Here is a 3,952-nt window from a genome sequence, read left to right as displayed (position 1 = left end):
TGGTGGGCCGGGTCTCGGCGCGAGCGAGCAGGATGCGGCGGGTGGGCGCGGGCACATCGGAGGCGAAGGGCAGCAGGCGGACGTCGCTGCGGCGGCTGGTGAGGGCGAGCCGGGGCGCGAGCGCGATGCCCAGCCCGGCAGCCACCATGGCCTGCGCCTCCTGGTAGTCGTGCGAGGCGTAGGCGATGCGCGGCTCGAACCCGGCCTGACGGCAGCTGCGGCGCAGTACATCGGCAACAGGGTGGTTGTCTGCTCGGATGATCCATTCCTGGTCGGCGAGGTCGCTCAGGCGCACGGAAGGATGGGCGCGCAGGGGCGAGTCCGCCGGGACCACCAATACCGTGGGGTCGTCGAGCAGATGGGTGAGGGCGAGCGCCGGGTCTTCGATGCGGTTCCAGCCGTAGTCCCACAACAATGCCTGCTCCACCTCGCCGGTGTGCAGCATCTCGCACAGCTCGGCCAGGACCCCTGCATGCACTTCGATGCGGACGCCTGAATGAAGGCGGCGGAATCGGGTGAGTGCGAGCGGCAGGAGCGAAGCGCTCGCGGTGGGAAACGAACCGAGCCGCAGTGTGCCCTGGTCGAGGTCGGCGAAGGACTCCAGGTCGGCCTGGGCGGCGCGCAGCTCGCGGCGGATCGCCTGCCCGCGTTCGGCCAGTGCGGCGCCGGCCGGCGTGGGGCGGATGCCACGCGGCAGCCGCTCCACCAATGGCTGTCCGGCCTCGCGTTCCAGCAGGGACATCTGCTGGGAGGCCGCGGAGGTGGTCATACCCAACGCTTCCGCCGCGGCGGTGAGCGAGCCGCGCTCGGCGGCCTCGGTGAGCAGCAGGAGACGGCGCACGTTCAGCATGGCGGCGAGTTTAGCTGAGCTAAACCCAGGTGAAGCAGACTGCCATTGTGCCCAAGTCATGCCTCTGCGAGTGTCTTCGCATTCGCCGGGGCGGTTCATCGATTGGCAATGCGCCCGTAACCGTTTCCCGGCCCTTTCCCCGCGTCGATCGAGAAAGAGCCTCAGACGTGCACACTCCCGCGACCCTGGTCCGCGGTGGCACCAGCAAGTGCTGGCTGTTCCACCAGGTCCATGTCCCCACCGAGCTCGGCGAACTGGAGAAACTGCTGGTCGCCGCCTACGGTGCCACCGATCCGGTGGAACTCGACGGCGTCGGCGGTGCCACTCCCACGACCTCCAAGGCCGCGATCGTCAGCGCCTCGCCCGAGCCCGGCACGGACATCGACTACCTCTTCGCCCAGGTCGGCATCGGCACCGGCTCGGTGGAGTGGACGAGCAACTGCGGCAACTGCGCCACCGGTGTTGCCCTGTACGCGGTCGCGAAGGGCCTGGTGCCGATCACCGGAGATCGGACGCGCGTGGTGATGCGCAACATGAATACGGGCGCGGTGCTCGAAGGGCTCGTGGACACCACCGGTGGTGTGGCGCACGACTTCGGCGACCAGACCGTACCGGGCACCCGGGCCGGCGGCGTCGCGGTCGGGCTCACCTTCCGCGACCCGGCCGGCCGCACCACCGGCTCCCTGCTGCCCACCGGGCTGACCGCACAGGAGCTGCAGGCCGGTACCGCGAATCCCCTTCTGGTGAGCATGGTGGACGCCGGGGCACCGGTCGTGCTCATCGATGCCACCAGTGCGGAACGCACCGGTTCCGAGACCCTGGAGCAGATGCGTACGGACACACCGTGGCTGCGCACCGTCCGTCACACCGCCGCACCGCTGATGGGCCTGCTCAAACCGGGCGAGGAGCCCGGCGACGCGGTGCCCAAGGTGGGGCTGGTCGGCCGACCGGTCCCGTACACCACCACGCTCGGCGAACGCGTCGCGGCCCAGGACTACGACGTCTCGGTACGCATGCTCACCATGAACGCCCCGCACCCCGCGATCGGCCTGACCTCCGCCGTCGCCATCGCGGCCGCGGGTCTGCTGGAGGACTCCGTGGTCTCCCGGGCCGCGGGCGGTCCGACCGCTGAGTGGCTTCGCCTGGGCACCCCCGCCGGCGTGATCGCGGTCCGCTGCTCGGACCTGCGGGACGGCCTGCCGGGCCGGGTCACCGTACAGCGGGCGGCGCGGCTGCTCGCCGACGCCCGTATCTACGTACCGGAACCAGGGCGGCCACAAGCGGCCTGAACCGGAACGACTTCCACACCCACACCCACACCCACACCCCCACCCGCACCCGGGGCCTGTTCCCAGTCCCCCGCCCCGGGGTAACCTCGCGCCCTCGGGGCGCGCCATCCTGTCCCCACCGCACCAAGGACAATGATGTCTACTGAAGCGATCTCCATAGGCGCGCTGCTGGTCATGTTCGTGGTCGGCACGATTCTGCCGATCAACCTGGGCATCCTCGCCTTCGTCGCCACCTTCGCCGTCGGCACCGTCTCACTCGGCCTCACCGAAGACGAGATTTTCGAGGGCTTTCCGGTGGACCTTTTCGTGACCATCGTCGGGGTCACCTACCTCTTCTCCGTCGCGCGCCGCAACGGCACCATCGACTGGCTCGTCGCGGCCGGAGTGCGACTGGTACGCGGCAAAGTGGCGCTCATTCCCTGGGTACTGTTCCTGGTCGCCGCGACGCTCACGGCATTCGGCACCTTCACCCCGGCCGCCGTCGCGATCCTCGTACCGATCGCCATGAACTTCGCCCACCGCTACAAGATCAACCCGCTGGTGGCCGGCATGATGGTGATCAGCGGCGGGCACGCGGGCGCCTTCTCCCCCCTCGCCGTCTCCGGTGCCCTCGTACTGGGCCTGGTCGACGACACCACACTGCACGTCTCGCCCGTGGCACTGTTCACCGCCAGCTTCGTGATCAACCTGGTGCTGTCGCTCCTCACGTACGTGCTCCTCGTCAAGCGCCCCGCCCCGCTGGCCGACACGGCACACGAGACGGCTGCCGACGAGAACCCCGCCACGTTCGGCAGACCGGACTGGCGTCAGTGGCTCACCCTCGCCTGCCTGCTCGCGCTGGTGGTCGGCGCGCTCGGCTTCCGGCTGGAGATCGGCTTCCTGGCCCTGGTGGCCGGCGCCCTGCTGGCCCTGGTGGACATGGAACGGCAGGAGAAGGCCGTGGACGGCATCAGCTGGTCCACCCTGCTGCTGGTCGCGGGCATGATGACGTACATCGCCATGCTGGAGAAGGCCGGAATCATCGAGGACATCTCCCACCACGCCGCCGGCCTCGGCGCACCGCTCCTCGTGGCCCTGGTGCTGTGCTTCACCGTGGCCATCACCTCGGCCTTCGCCTCCTCCACCGCAATCCTCACCGCGATCATCCCCCTCGCCGTGCCACTGCTGCTCTCCAGCCCCCTCAGTGCCGCCGGGCTGATCGCGGCGCTCGCGGTATCCACCACGATCGTCGACACCTCCCCGTTCTCCACCAACGGCGCCCTGGTCCTCAGCAACGCCCGCGGTGTCGACACCCGCCGCTTCTACCGTCAGGTCATCGGTTACACCGGCAGCATCGTCGCCCTCGGCCCCGTCGTGGCGTGGGGAGCCCTGGTCCTGCCCTGGTCATAGCCGGGGCAGGACGCCTCAAGGCTCCTGGAGGCAATGCCTTTCGATGCGCGGAGGGCTGGCCTGCGCCGGCGGATTGTCAGCCGGCGCAGGCCGGTCAGGGTGAGGAATTCGCTGCGTGATCGGGCGTCCGTACACAGCAGGCCCAGGAGTGTGGAGGTCATCGTGGTGGTACCGGTGGCCTCCACGCCGCGCAGGGTCATGCAGGTGTGCTCGGCCTGGATGACCACCCCAACGCCCTTGGGCTCCAGTTGGGGTCTGCAGCCAGTCCGCGACCTGTTTGGTCCTGTTTGGTGAGGCGCTCGAAGAACGCACCCAGCTGCGCCACGCGACGCAGCACGACGACACTGAGCCCGCGACCGAGACCGGGACCGGGGCCGGGGCCGGGGCCGGTCCCGGTCTCGGTCGCGGGCTCAGTGTCGTCGTG

General features: G+C 69.7%; 3 protein-coding genes and 1 pseudogene. 2 read left to right on the top strand and 2 right to left on the bottom strand.

Features of this window, described 5'->3' with window-relative positions:
- On the bottom strand, nt 1–850 hold an 850-nt coding region (locus CCS38_RS22005), incomplete at its 3' end, for a LysR family transcriptional regulator (RefSeq protein WP_223735027.1).
- 167 nt (nt 851–1,017) lie between these two features.
- Here CCS38_RS22005 and CCS38_RS22000 point away from each other — a divergent pair.
- Nucleotides 1,018–2,139 (top strand): PrpF domain-containing protein, encoded by a 1,122-nt coding sequence (locus CCS38_RS22000; protein ID WP_223735026.1) that lies wholly within the window; start codon nt 1,018–1,020, stop codon nt 2,137–2,139.
- Between the two features lie 135 nt (nt 2,140–2,274).
- Complete coding sequence (locus CCS38_RS21995; protein WP_223735025.1) at nt 2,275–3,528, top strand: SLC13 family permease; 1,254 nt, start codon at nt 2,275–2,277, stop codon at nt 3,526–3,528.
- Nucleotides 3,529–3,614: 86 nt separating this feature from the next.
- On the opposite strand, the pseudogene CCS38_RS21990 reads toward CCS38_RS21995, so the two are convergent.
- Nucleotides 3,615–3,810: pseudogene (locus CCS38_RS21990) on the bottom strand (GTP cyclohydrolase I); the annotation flags it as partial.
- Nucleotides 3,811–3,952 lie beyond the last annotated feature (142 nt).

The organism is Streptomyces purpurogeneiscleroticus (genome assembly GCF_020024005.1).
GTDB lineage: Bacteria > Actinomycetota > Actinomycetes > Streptomycetales > Streptomycetaceae > Streptomyces > Streptomyces purpurogeneiscleroticus.
The sequence above is the reverse complement of the archived record's forward strand: the minus strand, read 5'-3'. Positions and strand labels throughout refer to the sequence as shown.